This window comes from Youhaiella tibetensis (genome assembly GCF_008000755.1).
Lineage (GTDB): Bacteria > Pseudomonadota > Alphaproteobacteria > Rhizobiales > Devosiaceae > Paradevosia > Paradevosia tibetensis.
On record NZ_CP041690.1, the window covers coordinates 3,687,627 to 3,702,118 of the forward strand.

Here is a 14,492-nt window from a genome sequence, read left to right on the forward strand (position 1 = left end):
GGGGCCATTGTCAGGGGGTTGCGTTGCACTTAGTGTTGCTAACGATTTGTTAGCAACACCGTGCGGGCCATGGCGACCAGTTACGACCCCTACAATCTGGCGAGCCCGCTCGTCTATCTCGTCAAGATCGTCGTATTTTTGATTCTGGTGGCCCTGATCGCCACGATCCTGGCGCCCCAGATCGTGACCTTCTTCTGGGCCAACCCCTTCATCAACTCGATGATTTTCCTGACCCTGGCGATCGGCATCTTCCTGTCGTTCCGCCAGATCATCCGGCTTTTCCCGGAAGTGAAGTGGGTGAATTCCATCCAGGACGGCACCATGGCCGATGTCCGCCCGCCGGTGCTGCTGGCCCCCGTGGCCGGCATCCTGCGCGACCGGTTGGGCGAAGCCATCATCACCCCGCAGTCGATGCGCTCCATCCTCGATTCGGTCGGCATCCGGCTGGACGAAGCCAAGGACACCTCGCGTTACCTCACGGGCCTGCTGGTTTTCCTGGGCCTGCTCGGCACCTTTTACGGCCTGCTCCAGACCGTGACATCGGTGGCCAGCGTCATCCAGGCGCTCGACGTCAACCAGGCCGATACCACCAGCCTCTTCGCCAATCTCAAGGAGGGCCTCACCGCCCCGCTCGGCGGCATGGGCACGGCCTTCTCGTCCTCGCTCTTCGGCCTTTCCGGCTCGCTGATCCTGGGGTTCCTCGATCTCCAGACCGGGCAGGCGCAGAACGCCTTCTACACGGACCTTGAGGACTGGATGACCTCCATGACCGAGCTCGACCACCCCATGACCGCCTTGCAGGCATCGGGCTTGGGCGTGCAGGGGCCGGAGATGCAGGCGATGTTCGAGCGCCTCGGCTCCACCATGCAGACCACCAATTCCTCCCAGAACGCCATCCGCGCCATGGCCGAGCTGGCCAAGGGCATTGACGGGCTGGTCAAGCACATGCGCGCCGAACAGGACACCTTGCGCGCCCATATCGCCGAGCAGAGCGAGAACAACGCCAAGCTGCGCGAGCTCATCGACGAGATGCTCTCGACCCTCAAGGGCGACCAGAAATGACGGCCCCCTCCGGCGCGCGGATCTAGACCATGGCCCTCAGCCGCCGCTCCCGCGAGGTCACCAATTACTGGCCGGGTTTTGTCGATGCCCTGTCGAGCCTTCTGCTCGTCATCATCTTCCTCCTGTCCCTGTTCATGCTCACCCAGTTCTTCACCAACCAGGAACTGCTGGGCAAGGACACCGCGCTTTCGCGCCTCAACTCCCAGATCGCCGAGCTAACCGACCTGCTCCAGCTCGAGCGCGCCAACAATTCCGACCTCGAATCCACAATCGCCAACCTCACGGCCACCCTGAGTGGGGCCGAACAGGAGCGCGACAGCCTCAAGGGCCAGCTTGCCGGGATCGGCCTGGGCGACACCGGCAAGGACCAGACCATTGCCGACCTCAACGCCCAGCTCGCCGGCGAGAAGGAAGTTTCCCGCGAGGCGGCGGCGCAGGTGGCACTGCTCAACCAGCAGCTCGCGGCGCTGCGCACCCAGATCGGCGCACTCGAGGAAGCCCTCCAGGCCTCCGAGACCCGCGACACCGAATCGCGCACAAAAATCGCCGACCTCGGACGGCGCCTCAACGTAGCGCTCGCCCAGCGCGTCCAGGACCTTTCGCGCTACCGGTCGGATTTCTTCGGTCGCCTGCGCCAGATTCTCGAGGGGCGCGCCGACGTGCGGGTAGTGGGCGACCGCTTCGTCTTCCAGTCCGAAGTGTTGTTCGAGCCGGGCAAGGCCGACATTTCGGAGGGCGGCATCGCCGACCTCCAGGGCCTGGCCCAGGCCATCCTCCAGCTCGAGCAGGAAATCCCGCCCGACATCAACTGGGTGCTGCGCATCGACGGCCATACCGACAAGCGCCCGATCTCGAACGCACAGTTCCCCTCCAACTGGGAGCTCTCGGCGGCCCGCGCCATTTCGGTGGCGAAATACCTGGTCAGCCAGGGTGTCTCGCCCAATCGCCTTGTGGCTGCCGGCTTCGGCGAGTTCTCCCCGCTCGATCCGGGCGACACCGAAGAGGCCTACCGCAAGAACCGCCGCATCGAGTTCAAGCTTACTGAAGGCTGATCCGAACTTTCCGGCCAGACTCCGAAAGCCGCGCGTCCCGACTGGGTCGCACGGTTTCTGTTTGATCGCCGACGCTAGCAGCCCCATCGCTTCCCTCCTCCCTGTGGTGAGGGATTGAGGGTGGGGGTAAGCCAATGGGCTCGTAGCTGCGGCGCCCCACCCTTGTTCCCCCCACAAGCGGGAGGCAGACGTGCCGGCACCTCCTGGCCACAGTGCTCACCAACTGCAAACCACATGCTACCAAAGATGCCGGCCATCCATCTTCGTGATCGTGAGCCCTGACGGATCGAAATCATCGAGCAGGCGTACATTTACGCCGATCCGGAACTTGTCGAGTTCATGGGAGCCATCGAGCGACCACTTGGGGGAAACCCCATAGGTCTGGCAGCCGCAGGTCGGACAGAAGTGGTGCTTGTTGTAGCCGGTCTTCGAATAGACGCGGTCCGGTCCGGCGGCGGAGAAGTCCTCCGGCTCGTAATAGGCCCAAAGGCCCCCCGCCTTGCTGCAATAGGTGCAGTTGCACTCGACCGCCTCGGTCGGCACGGTGGCGACTTCGAAGCGGGTGGCACCGCAATGGCAGGTTCCCGAGATGGTCATGGCACGTGTCCCTTCGTTGTGTTGACGAAGGGATTGTGCGCCGGGGCTGCTGACAAGGCCTGTCAGCAACCGCCCTATTCGGCCGCGCCCGCCTTTTCGACATCCTCGTCGGTGCGGAACTGCAGCTTGGCCAGCTCGGCGTAGCGCCCACCCTTCTTGACCAGCTGGGCATGGGTGCCCTGGTCGATGAGCTGTCCCGCCTCGAGCACGAGGATGCGGTTGGCATCGCGGATGGTGGCAAGGCGGTGGGCGATGACGAGCGTGGTGCGCCCTTCCATCAGCCGCTCGAGGGCGAGCTGCACCAGCCGCTCGCTCTGCGCGTCGAGCGCGCTCGTGGCCTCATCGAGGAGGAGGATCGGCGCGTCCTTGAGCAGGGCGCGCGCGATGGCGAGGCGCTGCTTCTGGCCGCCCGAGAGCATGACGCCGCGTTCCCCCACGATCGAATCGTAGCCATGGGGCAGCTCGACCACGAAATCGTGGACAAGGGCGGCGCGGGCAGCGGCTTCGATCTCGGCCTGGCTCGCCTCGGGCTTGCCGAAGCGAATGTTGTCGGCAACCGTTCCGGCGAAGATCGTCGGCTCCTGCTCGACATAGGCGAAGCGATGGCGCAGCTCGGCCGGATCGACATCGCGCACGTCAACCCCATCCACCAGGATGCGGCCGTCATCGACATCGTAGAAGCGCTGGATCAGCGCGAAGACTGTCGACTTGCCGGCCCCCGAAGCCCCGACCAGCGCCACGGTTTCCCCGTGCCGCACGTCGAAGGAGAGTCCGTCGATGACCTTCTCGTCATCGCGGTTGCGGTAGGCGAAGCTCACGTCCTGGAAGGCCACGGTGCCCAGCGGGGGCACAGGGAGCGCCTTGGGCTTGGGCGGGGCATTGAGGGTGGGCTGGGTGTCGATGATCTCAATCAGCCGCTCGGTGGCGCCCGAAACCGTCTGCAGCGTGCCCCAGATCTCCGAGATCGAGGTAAGCGCGTTGGAGGCCATCAGGGCATAGATCATGAACTGTGTGAGCTGCCCCACCGTCACCGCGCCATCGAAGACGGCGCGGGCGCCCCACCAGACCACGACCACCAGCGCGCTGGTGGCAAGGAACATGATGAGTGCCAGCAGCCCCGCACGCGCGCCCAGGCGCGTGACTTCGGCGTCGTAGCTCTCTTCGGCCCGCTCGGCATAGACGCGCGACTGCTCGGGCTCCTGGACGAAGGACTTGATGGTCTTGGTAGCGCCAAGGGCCTCGGTAGCCATGGCCGACATATCGGCCAGCGCGTCCTGCGTGCGGCGCGACATCCGGCGCAGCCGGCGGCTGAGGAGGATCATCGGGATGATGATCGCCGGGGCCAGGACCACCACGCCCAGCGCGAGGTATGGGCTGGTGAGGAACATCAGCACCACCGCGCCCACGATGGTGACCAGGCCGCGCAGCGTCATCGAGAGGCTCGAACCGATCGCGCCGCGAATGGTGGCGACGTCGCCGTTGAGGCGCGAGGTCAGCTCACCCACCCGGTGGGTGTCGAAGAACGTGGTGTCGAGCGTGAGCAGATGGTCGAACACCGCCCGCCGCAGGTCGGTCAGCACGCGTTCGCCCAGGATCGAGACGAAATAGAAGCGCGCTCCCGAAGCCACGGCCATCACCGCGGCAACGCCGACGATCAGCCAGCCATAGGAGGTGACCATGCCCAGGTTCTGCTCGGTGAAGCCCCTGTCGATCACCCCGCCCGCAAGGCTGGGAATGACGAGCGAGGAGATGGCCGCCACCAGAAGGAAGATGATGGTCAGCGCCAGCCGCCAGGGATAGCGCATGACGAAAGGAAACAGCCGCTTGAGCGGTTGCAGCGATTTTGGCGCAGCTTTCTCCGGCTCCTTGCCGGAGGAAAGTCGCGAACCGCGAACCGGTTCACTCATATCGGAAGGCCCATTGTGAAAACGCCCCTTACATAGGCAGTGACAAAAGCCCCCGCAACTGGTTTTGCCGCGACGATTGCGCCCTTGCGGAGGCAAGCATCTTTCTATATGAACCCGGCAACCAGTTTGACATCGGCTCTCCGGGCGCTCGCGGCGCCCGTTCCATTTGAGGGTAGGCCCCATGAAGAAAGACATCCATCCGGACTATCACAACATCAAGGTTGTGATGACCGACGGCACTGAATACCTCACCCGCTCCACCTATGGCGCCGAGGGTGACACGCTTCAGCTCGATATCGACCCGAAGACCCATCCGGCCTGGACCGGCGCCACCGGCCAGCTCATGGACCGCGGCGGCCGCGTCTCGCGCTTCAAGGAGCGCTTCAAGGGCCTGGGTATCTAGGACTTTCGCTCTGGAGAGAGTTTGGGAAAGCCCGGCATTGCCGGGCTTTTCTTTTTGCCCTGTCGACACCCGCAAAAAAGAAAAGCCGCGGAGGCCCCTGCCCTCGCGGCTCGTCATGGTCGGTTCTGGACTCAGCGCGCGGGCGAAAAGGCAGCGCGCAGGCGCGAAAGCTGGTCGGCAATGCCGTTCTCGCCCCCGCTCGAAAGCTCGGGCACCTTGCCGCGCTCGAGCTGGTCGTACTGCATGACCCGGTCGAAAAGGCGATCGCCCTTGGCGATATAGTCGCGCAGGTTATCGGGAAGATCCTCGAAACCGGGCCCGCCGCGCTCGGACGGGGTCGCGGAAAACTGCACCTTCTCCTTTTCGAGCCGGGCGTTCTCGGCGGAAATCTCACCTTCGTTGACGGCGCGCTGCAGCAGCAACCAGGAGGCGAGCTGCATCAGGCGCGTGGTCAGGCGCATGGATTCCGTGGCGTAGAGGAAGGAGGATTCGCGCGACAGCGCCTTGCTCTCGGCACGGCCGACACCGTCGAGATAGGCGGCAACCTCCTCGATCAGCGACATGCCCTCGCGATAGAGCATGTCAAACCCGCCCGACGCGACGATGCGCGGGCCAATGGCAACTGCCTGCTTTTCAGTAATCTCGCCCACCGGCGGTCCGATCTCTTATGCTGTTCGCGCGGGACTTTATGACTATTCGCCGGGCGCGTCACGGGTAAGGCGCAGGCAAGCTTGCGATAAGCTTAACGCCTTGCCGTCGCTTCGCAAAATGCAACAGCCAAAAAGAAAAAGAGCCGTCAGATGGCGGCTCTCGAAAGTTAACAGGGAGGCGTCAAACAGAGGGAGAAACCACTCTGAAAAATCCAGAAAGAACTGGATAACGTGAGGTTACCCGGAACCTCTTAATTGGAGGTTAACAGGACTCAGTTTCTTAACCTTGCCATTTCACTCCCTCGAAACGTTAAAATTTGAAGAGATTTTGAGCCTCCGACCGGCTCTTCTGGCGCGCCGCGATGGCGGCCTTGAGCCGCTCGATCTCATTGGACAGCAGCGCGATCCGGGCCTCGAGCTCTTCGACCGACATGGCGTCGAGCAGCATGCCGACCTCATGCGCCTTGGGCTTGCTGCGCGCCTCCTCCTCATCCATCTCGCCGCTCCTTTCATCGCTTTGGAGCGCAAGATTTAGCGCAACGGCCTTGCCGCGGAAACGCCTTCGCGGCACCTTGCTTCCATGACCCTGCCCGACGACATGCTGGCAATCGATGTCCGCGCCCCCGGCGGCCCGGATGCGCTTGCGCCGACCCGCGCGCCCCTGCCCGAGCTTCACCCCGGCCACGTGCTGATCCGCGTGGCGGCGGCGGGGATAAACTATCCCGACGTTCTCCAGCGCATGGGCCAGTACGACCCGCCCTCCTGGCATTCGCCGCGCCCGGGCCTGGAAGTGGCGGGCGAAGTGGTCGCCGTGGGCGAAGGTGCGCTCGGCCATGACCTGGGCGCCCCGGTGCTGGCGCTCTGCAATGGCGGGGGCTATGCCGAATACGTGGCGGTGCCGGCCGGCCAGGTCCTGCCGATCCCGGTGGGCCTCGACACGGCCTGGGCCGGCGCCATCGCCGAAACGTGGTTCACGGTCGAACAAACCCTGGTGATGCGCTCCGGGCTCGAGGCTGGGATGACCGTACTCGTCCACGGCGCCGCCGGCGGCATCGGGGCGGCAGCCCTGGCGCAGAGCTCCATCCACGGCGCCCGCCCGATCGCGGTGGTTTCGACGCTGGAAAAGGCCGACTACGTGCGCGAGGAACTCGGGGTTCCCGACGTCATCATCCACAGCGAAGAGGATTTCGTGGGCCGGACCAAGGCCATGACCGACGGCCGGGGCGCCGACCGCATCGTCACCTTCGCGGGCGGCGACATGCTGGCCCGCAACATCGCTGCGGCGGCGCGCGGCGGCACCATCGTGCAGCTCGCCTCGCTCTCACACGCCAATGCCGAGATCGCCATTCCACAACTTTTGGGCAAGCAGCTGGCGATCTTCGGCTCGGTCCTCCGCCCGCAATCGGACGGCACCAAGGCCGCGATCGCACAAAGCCTGAGGCGCCACGCCTGGCCCGCCTTCGCCTCCGGCAGAGTGGCGCGTCCGCGCCTGCGTACCATGCCCCTGGGCCAGGCGGCGGAGGCGCACCGGGCCATGGAGGATCGCGCCTCGTTCGGCAAGATCGTGCTGCTCACGCCCTTCGGGGAGCGGTTTTCCAGCGACAAATCCGTTGCAGAACCCTGACCTAATCCGTATATTTGCATCTATTCCCCTCAGCAAAAAGCAAGAGGCGGAGCGGACCAGTTGAGAACTGGCCGCGCCAACAGAGAGATTTTGCTATGGCCACTACCCTGCTGATGCCCAAGGCAACCGCCGTCTGGCTGGTCGACAACACTGCCTTGTCCTTCGAGCAGATCGCCGCGTTCTGCGCGCTGCATCCGCTCGAGGTTCAGGGCATTGCCGATGGCGACGTGGCAGGCGGCATCATGGGCGTGAACCCGATCCAGAACGGCCAGCTCACCCGCGAGGAAATCGAGAAGGCCGAAAAGGATCCGAACTACCGGATGAAGGTCTCCGAGCCGAAGGTGCGCGTGGCTGCCGCCAAACGCAAGGGCCCGCGCTACACCCCGATTTCGCGCCGCAACGAACGCCCCAACGCCATCAAGTGGCTGGTGCGCAACCATCCCGAACTCAAGGACGCCCAGATCATGCGCCTGGTCGGCACCACCAAGTCGACCATCGACGCGGTGCGTGACGGCACGCACTGGAACACGGCGAACCTGACGGCCATGGACCCGGTGACGCTCGGCCTCACCTCCCAGATCGAGCTCGATCTCGAGGTCAAGCGCGCCGCCAAGAGCGGCGGCCTGCCCATGGAAGACGAGCCGCAGGGCACCATGCTCCTCACCGCCGAGGAAGCCATGGCCAGCGCCAACCGCAGCCTGGCGCCCCAGGAGGGCGAAGAAGGCTCGGCTGACGTCCACGAGCAGGACGAGTTCGACGCCGACTCGGTGTTCGCCAAGCTCAAGTCGCTCAAGAACGACGCCAACGACGACAGCGACGAGTAAACGGGCGCGGTTCTGATCGCCGCAAACGCCCCTGGGAGGAGATTTCTTTGGAAGGCAATCTCCTCCTCGTCATCTTCGTGCTGCTCGCCGCGACCGTGGCACTCGTGCCGCTCGCCAAGTGGAGCGGCACCGGCACTATCCTGGGCTACCTCGCCGCAGGCATCCTCATCGGCCCCTATGGCCTCAAGCTCGTTTCCGACACGCACCTGATCTCCAACGTCGCCGAGTTCGGCGTGGTGATGATGCTGTTCCTCATCGGCCTGGAGGTGCAGCCCTCCGAACTCTGGCGGCTGCGCAACAAGGTGGTCGGCATGGGCATCCCCCAGGTCGCCCTATCGGCAGCGCTCCTGGCGGCCGTATTCCGCCTCACCGGCGTTCACTGGGCCATCGCCCTCACTATCGGGCTGGCGTTGTCGCTCTCCTCGACCGCCATCGCCATGCAGTCGATCGCCCAGCGCGAGATCACCAAGACCGATACCGGCAGGGCGAGCCTGGTGGTGCTGCTGGTCCAGGACATGGCCGTGATCCCGATCCTGGCCGCGCTGCCGATCCTCGCCGCCTTCAGCGGCTCGCCCTCGGCCATCATCCGAACCGACATCGGCAACGCCATCCAGGCCATTGACGATCCGATCGACCTGTTCACCCCGCTCCTCATCATCGTCGCCTTCGTCGGTGCCCTGCTCGGCGCGCGCTTCGTGGTGCGTCCGCTCATCTATTTCGTGGCCCGTGCCCACGTGCGCGAGGTCTTCACGGCCCTGGCGCTCGCCCTCGTCATCGGTGCGTCCCTGCTGACCCAATCGATCGGCCTCTCCCCCGCGCTCGGGGCGTTCCTGGGCGGGGTTCTGCTGGCCGATAGCGAATACCGCCATGAGCTCCAGAGCAATCTCGAACCCTTCAAGGGCCTGCTGCTGGGGCTTTTCTTCATCTCGGTGGGCATGTCGATCACGTTCTCGGTGTTCCTCGATGCCCCGCTCACCATCCTCGCCATCCTCCTGGCCATGATGGCCATCAAGATGGCGGTGCTCTATGGGCTGGGCTCGGTCTTCGGCATGCACTCGGCCGATCGCATGCTCTTCGCGATCCTGCTCTGCCAGGCCAGCGAGTTCAGCTTCGTGGTGCTGCAGGCCGGCGTTTCGGCCGGCGGCATCGGTCAGCACGACTACGAAGTGCTCAGCCTGATCGTGGCCCTCTCGATGGCCACGACCCCGCTCTTGCTCTTTGCCTTCGACCGGCTGATCGCGCCGCGCCTGCATGCCAGCCCCACGCCCGAGCCGAGCGAACCGATGAACTCGGACCAGAAGGTCATCGTGCTTGGCTACGGCCGGTTCGGCCAGATTGTCACGCGCCTGCTGCGCTCGCAGGGCTTCGAGATGACCCTGATCGACGACGACCCAGCCCAGATCGCGCTGATGCGCCGCTTCGGCATCAAGGTCTTCTATGGCGATGCCTCGCGCCTCGACCTGCTCGAGGCGGCCGATGCGCGCCATGCCCAGATGATCATCGTCGCCGTGGCCGGGCGCGAGCGCATCCTCTCGATCGTTTCCTCGGTCCGCCGCCACTATCCGCACGTCAAGATCGCGGCGCGCGCCGTCGACCGCGCCCACGCCCATCGTCTGATGGCCCTTGGCGTTGACGTCTTCGAGCGCGAAACTTTCCGATCCGCCCTCACCCTTGCCACCAGCTCTCTGGTCGCCCTCGGCTACGAACCGGAGCGCGCCCAGCGCCTGGGCGAAGCCTTTGCCGACCACGACATCCGCATGCTCCACCAGAGCTACGAGCTGCGCGACGACGAGGACGCCTATATCGGCTTCGTGCGCCAATCGGTGGAAATGCTGGGCAGCGTGCTCGAGGCCGACGAGGCGCGTGGCGAGGAAAACGGACACTCCACCGGCGATTCCGATCGCGCCCGCGACCGGCGCGATATTGACAACGGCTCCGCCGCAGGGTCGAGATAGCGCTCCAACCTTCCCGCCCCGGCTTTCCCGCCTATGTACGATCCCTATTTCCTGACGGTCTGCGTGATCGCGGTCTTCCTTGTCGCCCTTTCCAAGGCCGGCCTGCTCGGCAGCTTGGGCGTGGTCGGCGTACCGCTCCTGAGCCTGGTCATGCCGGCGCGCGACGCCGCCGGCATGATGCTGCCCGTGCTTCTTGTGATGGATGCCATCGCCGTCTGGTCCTACCGCAAGGAATGCGACTGGAGCATCCTCAAGATCATGCTCCCCGGTGCCATGGTCGGCACCCTCATCGGCTGGGTGCTCTGGTCCTTCGTCTCCGATTCGCTCGTGCTGCTGTTCGTCGGCGTGATCACGGTGCTGTTCATCCTCGACGCAGTCTTCCCCATCCGCAAGGCGTTGGTGGGCCTGTCCTCGCCGTCCACCGGCTGGGGCCGGTTCTGGGGCGCGTTTGCCGGCTTCACCAGCTTCGTCAGCCACACCGGCGGCCCGCCCTTCCAGATCTACGTGCTGCCCCAGAAGCTGGCGCCCGCGCTCTATTCGGGCACGTCGGCCTTTTTCTTTGCCATCGTCAACACCTCCAAGCTCGTGCCCTATTTCTTCCTGGGCCAGCTTTCAGTCAGCAATCTCGAACTGGCCGCGCTCCTGGCGCCAGTGGCCATCGTCGGGGTGCTGATCGGGGTGTACCTGGTGCGTCGCATCTCGGCCCGCTTTTTCTACCAGATCGCCTACGGGCTGGTGTTCCTGCTGGCGCTCAAGCTCATCTATGACGGCGCGATGGGCCTCTTGGCCGGGTCGGGCGTGGCCTGAGGCCCAACAAAAAAGGCCGCGTGGTGCGCGGCCTTCTCCCACAACTGAAATCGTTTGGCGCCGTCAGGCTTCGGCGCTGGAGAGTCTGGTGAGTTCGTCCTTCACCTCGAGCTTCTTTCGTTTCAGGGCCGAAATGTAGAGGTCGTCTTTGAGGTAGTTCTGCATCTCGGATTCGATCTTCTGATCGAGCTCCCGGTGACGCCGCTCGAGTGCGGCGATGTAGCCTTCAGTCGTCATGACAACTCCTTTGAGCTTGGTCGGACTCTGTGATCGTCACAAAAAATTCACGTCTTGTCGACTCAGACGAAGGGCGAGCGGGAAACCCCGTGCAAAATCGCTTTCGATCAGCTAACCAAGACCTCAGGCGTCCATAAGCATAAAGAAGTCGCGCGCCCGATGCTGCCTTTGACCAAGGAACAGGAAGCCGCTCTCGGCCTCGAACTGGCGACCAAACGCCAGGAACACGCTGATCTTGATGCGGCAATCGCCACGCTGGCGGCTTCGCACGTGGCCGACCGGATGCTGATCCAGCGCCTCAAGAAGCGCAAGCTGGTGCTCAAGGACCGGATCGTCCAGCTCGAAACCATCCTCATTCCAGACATCATCGCGTGAGGGCGCGCCTTGCACCTCACGACCTTTTGAGCTACACGCGCCTTTTGCAGGGGGACCGGGCCATATGCTGACCACGCCGCTTGTCGCCATCGTCATGGGAAGCCAGTCCGATTGGCCCACCATGCGGCATGCCGCCGAAGTCCTCGACAATCTCAAGATCGAATACGAAGCCCGGATCGTGTCGGCCCACCGCACGCCCGACCGGCTCGTCGATTTCGCCAAGAGCGCCAAGGCCGACGGCTTCAAGGTCATCATCGCGGGGGCCGGCGGCGCCGCGCACCTGCCCGGCATGATCGCCTCAATGACCACCCTCCCCGTCTTCGGCGTCCCCGTGCGCTCCAAGGCCCTTTCGGGCCAGGACAGCCTGCTCTCGATCGTACAGATGCCGGGTGGCATTCCGGTCGGCACCCTCGCCATCGGCGAGCCGGGCGCCATCAATGCCGCGCTTCTGGCTGCCGCCGTGCTGGCGCTCTCGGATGCCGAGATCGATGCCGCGCTCGATCGCTACCGCCGTGACCAGAGCGGCGCCGTCCCACTCTTTCCCCAAGACGACGAATGACCGCCACTGATCCCCTGCCGCCCGGCAGCACTATCGGCATCCTGGGCGGAGGCCAGCTCGGCCGCATGCTCGCCCTCGCCGCGGCGCGCCTGGGCATGAAGACCCATGTCTATTGCCCCGACGCCCTCAGCCCCGCCTTCGAGGTGACCCCGCACAGGACCGTGGCCGCCTATGACGACGAAGCCGCGCTCGCCGCCTTTGCCGAGGCCGTGGACGTGGTGACCTACGAATTCGAGAACGTGCCGGCGCAAACGGCGGAATTCATCGCCGCGCGCGTTCCGCTGCGCCCGGGCGCGCGCGCCCTCGCCGTCTCCCAGGACCGGCTCGAGGAAAAAGGCTTCCTCTCCGATAGCGGCGTGCCGGTGGCGCCCTACCGCCCGGTCTATTCGCTCGATGACCTCGAGGCCGCGCTCGCCGAACTGGGCACCCCCGCCGTCCTCAAGACCACGCGGCTGGGCTATGACGGCAAGGGCCAGCGCATCGTGCGCAGTATCAATGAGGCGGCCGCGGCATTCGACGCGCTTGACCCCAAGCCGCTGGTGCTCGAAGCCTTCATCGGATTCGACAAGGAAATCTCGGTAATTGCGGCGGGCAATGCCAGGGGCGAAGTGGTGAGCTTCGAGCCCTCCGAGAATGTTCACCGCGACCACATCCTCAAGACCTCGACGGTTCCCGCCGCCATCTCTGCCGAGCTCGCGGCCAAGGCCGCCGACGCGGCCAGGCGGATCGTTGGCGCGCTCGACTACGTGGGCGTGATGGGAATCGAGTTCTTCGTGCTGCCCGGTGGCGAGGACCTGCTCGTCAACGAGATCGCCCCGCGCGTCCACAATTCGGGCCACTGGACCGAAGCGGTATGCGTGACCGATCAGTTCGAGCAGCACATCCGCGCCGTGGTCAACTGGCCACTGGGTGATGTGACCCGCACCGCCGATGTCGTGATGGAAAACCTCATCGGCTACGAGGTTGATTCCATTGTAGAACTTCTCGGTCCCGGCATCCGCCCCCATCTTTACGGAAAGACCGAGGCCCGCCCCGGGCGCAAGATGGGACACATCAACCGCGTTGGCGAGCAAACCGGCAGAAAATAAGCAATTTGCACGGTTTGGGCAGTGGACAAGCCGCCGGGGTTGGACTATATACCCCGACCACGGTGACTGGCTCGGCCGGTCGGCGCAAGTACCATATGGCCCTTGCGCCCCACATCAAACACTGACGAGAATTCTGGAAGGCGGTTACGCTTGCAAGTAGTTGTCCGCGATAACAATGTCGATCAGGCGCTCCGCGCGCTGAAGAAGAAGCTCCAGCGGGAAGGCGTTTTCCGCGAGATGAAGCTTCGCAACTATTACGAGAAGCCCTCCGAGAAGAAGGCGCGCCAGAAGGCTGAAGCCGTGCGCCGCGCCCGCAAGCTGGCACGTAAGCGCGCCCAGCGTGAGAGCGGTGTCGCTGCAGCAGCCCCGCGTCGCGCCTCGTAAGCTTCGAGCGCAGACAAGATTTGAAACGCCGTCCTTCGCAGGGCGGCGTTTTCGCTCGTTCGGAAATGGGAATTGGGCGCCTCAGGCGATGTCTTCGGGCCCTGTCTCGCGCTTCCAGCCGGTGATCATGGCCCAGGGCAGGTTCTCGCGATGGCGCAGGCTCGCCAGGACGACCCCACCGATATGGACCACGACCAGGACCAGCAGCAGCTTGGCGAGCAGCTTGTGGCCATCCTCCACCCAACCCACTCCGAAGAACTGATCGGTCTGGGATAGCCAGCCAGTGAAGGCGAGCGAGCCCATGGTGAGGATCAGCGCCACGATCATGGCCCCACCCGCCGGATTGTGCCCCAGGTAGCGGCTCTCCTTGCCGGTGACGATATCGCGCAGGTAGCCGAGCACCTTGGAAGGGTGGTGCACGAACTGGCTGAACCTGGCATAGCGCGTACCCAGCAGGCCCCAGACCAGACGCAGCGCGATCAGAGCGCCGGCGGCATAGCCGGCCCAGTGGTGCAGCGTCTTGGACTGGTCGGCGCTGAGCCACGCCACCGCGAAGCTCAGCACCAGGCCCCAATGGAAAACGCGAACGACCGGATCCCAGACTTTCACGATCCCCGCCATGGCATCAGTCCGCCGGAACGTCGACGAGGTCCAGGGTGGCCGGATCGAACAGCGATTCCATGCGCGTGCCGTCGGTCTTGACCGCATAGGCCTCGTAGCAACCCTTGTCCTTCTTGATCTGGCGCACGGTCCAGCCTTCGCTGGTGAGCTTGGCGGTCAGTGCCTCCTCGGGCTGCCACTTGTCGGCGGCCACGGTACAGGCATCGGCCGCGAAGGCCGGAGCGGTCGCCAGGGTCATGAGGGCCGCGGCGGCGAATGCGATTTTCTTCATTGAAGCTTTCCTTGTGTCACTATGCCTTTGCTTGGCATGGCGCCAAGCTGGCGGCACTGGCTGACAACAAGCTGAA

18 protein-coding genes are annotated in these 14,492 nt (G+C 64.6%); 11 read left to right on the top strand and 7 right to left on the bottom strand.

The genetic code is table 11. The features are described 5' to 3' along the window. Positions 1-69: 69 nt before the first annotated feature. Positions 70-1,062: a hypothetical protein gene (locus tag FNA67_RS18060; RefSeq protein ID WP_049706461.1), complete on the top strand. Its 993-nt coding sequence runs from the start codon at positions 70-72 to the stop codon at positions 1,060-1,062. A 29-nt stretch (positions 1,063-1,091) separates the two neighbouring features. Beyond that, complete coding sequence (locus tag FNA67_RS18065; RefSeq protein WP_049706462.1) at positions 1,092-2,114, top strand: peptidoglycan -binding protein; 1,023 nt, start codon at positions 1,092-1,094, stop codon at positions 2,112-2,114. Between the two features lie 237 nt (positions 2,115-2,351). On the opposite strand, the gene FNA67_RS18070 is transcribed toward FNA67_RS18065, so the two are convergent. Continuing rightward, on the bottom strand, positions 2,352-2,711 hold the full coding sequence (locus tag FNA67_RS18070) for a GFA family protein (RefSeq protein WP_147657391.1): 360 nt from the start codon (positions 2,709-2,711) through the stop codon (positions 2,352-2,354). Between the two features lie 74 nt (positions 2,712-2,785). Continuing rightward, positions 2,786-4,618, bottom strand: coding sequence for an ABC transporter transmembrane domain-containing protein (locus FNA67_RS18075; protein WP_147657393.1), 1,833 nt, complete (start codon positions 4,616-4,618; stop codon positions 2,786-2,788). Between the two features lie 181 nt (positions 4,619-4,799). On the opposite strand from FNA67_RS18075, the gene rpmE reads away from it, so the two are divergent. Then, the gene (gene rpmE / locus FNA67_RS18080) at positions 4,800-5,021 is read left to right on the top strand and encodes a 50S ribosomal protein L31 (protein ID WP_049706465.1); all 222 of its coding nucleotides are present in this window, start codon (positions 4,800-4,802) and stop codon (positions 5,019-5,021) included. Between the two features lie 131 nt (positions 5,022-5,152). Here rpmE and rcdA read toward each other — a convergent pair whose 3' ends face one another. Both rcdA and FNA67_RS18090 read right to left on the bottom strand, forming a co-directional pair. After that, positions 5,153-5,671 carry a protease adaptor protein RcdA gene (gene rcdA, locus FNA67_RS18085; protein WP_244616386.1) on the bottom strand — a complete coding sequence of 173 codons (519 nt, stop codon included), beginning with the start codon at positions 5,669-5,671 and terminating at the stop codon, positions 5,153-5,155. Positions 5,672-5,981: 310 nt separating this feature from the next. Beyond that, a complete protein-coding gene (locus tag FNA67_RS18090; RefSeq protein WP_147657395.1) occupies positions 5,982-6,167 on the bottom strand; it encodes a DUF1192 domain-containing protein in 186 nt (61 codons plus the stop codon). Between the two features lie 84 nt (positions 6,168-6,251). On the opposite strand from FNA67_RS18090, the gene FNA67_RS18095 reads away from it, so the two are divergent. The 4 genes from FNA67_RS18095 (at position 6,252) to FNA67_RS18110 (ending at position 10,881) form a co-directional block, all read left to right on the top strand. After that, positions 6,252-7,295, top strand: a complete 1,044-nt coding sequence (locus tag FNA67_RS18095; RefSeq protein WP_147657397.1) for an NAD(P)H-quinone oxidoreductase — start codon at positions 6,252-6,254, stop codon at positions 7,293-7,295. Between the two features lie 95 nt (positions 7,296-7,390). Next, positions 7,391-8,119 carry a DUF1013 domain-containing protein gene (locus FNA67_RS18100; RefSeq protein ID WP_049706468.1) on the top strand — a complete coding sequence of 243 codons (729 nt, stop codon included), beginning with the start codon at positions 7,391-7,393 and terminating at the stop codon, positions 8,117-8,119. Positions 8,120-8,166: 47 nt separating this feature from the next. Then, the gene (locus FNA67_RS18105; protein WP_147657399.1) at positions 8,167-10,074 is read left to right on the top strand and encodes a monovalent cation:proton antiporter-2 (CPA2) family protein; all 1,908 of its coding nucleotides are present in this window, start codon (positions 8,167-8,169) and stop codon (positions 10,072-10,074) included. A 33-nt stretch (positions 10,075-10,107) separates the two neighbouring features. Further along, positions 10,108-10,881: a sulfite exporter TauE/SafE family protein gene (locus FNA67_RS18110; protein ID WP_147657401.1), complete on the top strand. Its 774-nt coding sequence runs from the start codon at positions 10,108-10,110 to the stop codon at positions 10,879-10,881. Positions 10,882-10,944: 63 nt separating this feature from the next. Here the strand turns inward: FNA67_RS18110 and FNA67_RS18115 are convergent, their stop codons facing one another. Further along, entirely contained in the window at positions 10,945-11,118 is a 174-nt protein-coding gene (locus FNA67_RS18115; protein ID WP_082202235.1) for a YdcH family protein, read from the bottom strand. 168 nt (positions 11,119-11,286) lie between these two features. Here FNA67_RS18115 and FNA67_RS18120 point away from each other — a divergent pair, with 168 nt between their 5' ends. The 4 genes from FNA67_RS18120 to rpsU all read left to right on the top strand — a co-directional run bounded on the left by FNA67_RS18120 (position 11,287) and on the right by rpsU (position 13,524). Then, positions 11,287-11,493, top strand: a complete 207-nt coding sequence (locus FNA67_RS18120) for a YdcH family protein (RefSeq protein WP_049708134.1) — start codon at positions 11,287-11,289, stop codon at positions 11,491-11,493. 64 nt (positions 11,494-11,557) lie between these two features. Then, entirely contained in the window at positions 11,558-12,052 is a 495-nt protein-coding gene (gene purE, locus FNA67_RS18125) for a 5-(carboxyamino)imidazole ribonucleotide mutase (protein ID WP_049706471.1), read from the top strand. Then, a complete protein-coding gene (locus FNA67_RS18130; RefSeq protein ID WP_147657403.1) occupies positions 12,049-13,140 on the top strand; it encodes a 5-(carboxyamino)imidazole ribonucleotide synthase in 1,092 nt (363 codons plus the stop codon). The genes purE and FNA67_RS18130 overlap by 4 nt, the downstream gene beginning before the upstream one ends. A gap of 150 nt (positions 13,141-13,290) precedes the next feature. After that, the gene (gene rpsU, locus FNA67_RS18135) at positions 13,291-13,524 is read left to right on the top strand and encodes a 30S ribosomal protein S21 (RefSeq protein WP_147657405.1); all 234 of its coding nucleotides are present in this window, start codon (positions 13,291-13,293) and stop codon (positions 13,522-13,524) included. 81 nt (positions 13,525-13,605) lie between these two features. Here rpsU and FNA67_RS18140 read toward each other — a convergent pair whose 3' ends face one another. Next, on the bottom strand, positions 13,606-14,145 hold the full coding sequence (locus FNA67_RS18140; RefSeq protein ID WP_049706474.1) for a cytochrome b/b6 domain-containing protein: 540 nt from the start codon (positions 14,143-14,145) through the stop codon (positions 13,606-13,608). Positions 14,146-14,149: 4 nt separating this feature from the next. Beyond that, positions 14,150-14,416: a PepSY domain-containing protein gene (locus FNA67_RS18145; protein WP_049706475.1), complete on the bottom strand. Its 267-nt coding sequence runs from the start codon at positions 14,414-14,416 to the stop codon at positions 14,150-14,152. Positions 14,417-14,492: the final 76 nt, after the last annotated feature.